This window comes from Pseudomonas putida, from assembly GCF_028682475.1.
Taxonomy (GTDB): Bacteria; Pseudomonadota; Gammaproteobacteria; order Pseudomonadales; family Pseudomonadaceae; genus Aquipseudomonas; species Aquipseudomonas putida_AG.
In genome coordinates this window covers 1-430 of record NZ_JANHLE010000118.1, presented here as the reverse complement: position 1 = coordinate 430, position 430 = coordinate 1, and the positions used below count along the sequence as shown (strand labels likewise).

At 62.1% G+C, this 430-nt stretch carries 1 protein-coding gene; it reads left to right on the top strand.

Annotation, left to right across the window (positions count from 1 at the left end):
* A partial coding sequence (locus NPS47_RS25430) for an Ig-like domain-containing protein (protein ID WP_274297451.1) occupies positions 1-430 on the top strand: 430 nt, incomplete at both ends.

Below are 430 nucleotides of genomic sequence, written 5' to 3'. Positions count from 1 at the left end.
TGGCACCTTCACCTTACTCGACAATGAAAGTCACACCAGCGGCAACACCCTGGTCGAGCAAATCGAGGTGGTCGCCACCGATGTCGATGGCAGCACCGGCAGCGCCACCATCGACATCAACATCGTCGACGATGCGCCGAAGGCGTACGACGACAGCAACACCACCACCGCTACCGAAGCGCAAACGACCCTGACCGGCAACGTCCTGAGCAACGATGTACAGGGCGCCGACCGCATCGCCAGCGGCCCGATCACTCCACAAACCATCACCGGCACTTACGGCACTCTGGTACTGGCTGCCGACGGCAGCTACACCTACACGCTGAACGCCAGTGACCCGGACTTCATCAACCTGAAGGGCGGCGGCACGGGTGTCGAGAACTTCACCTACACCCTCAACGATGCCGACGGCGACAGCAGCACGGCGACG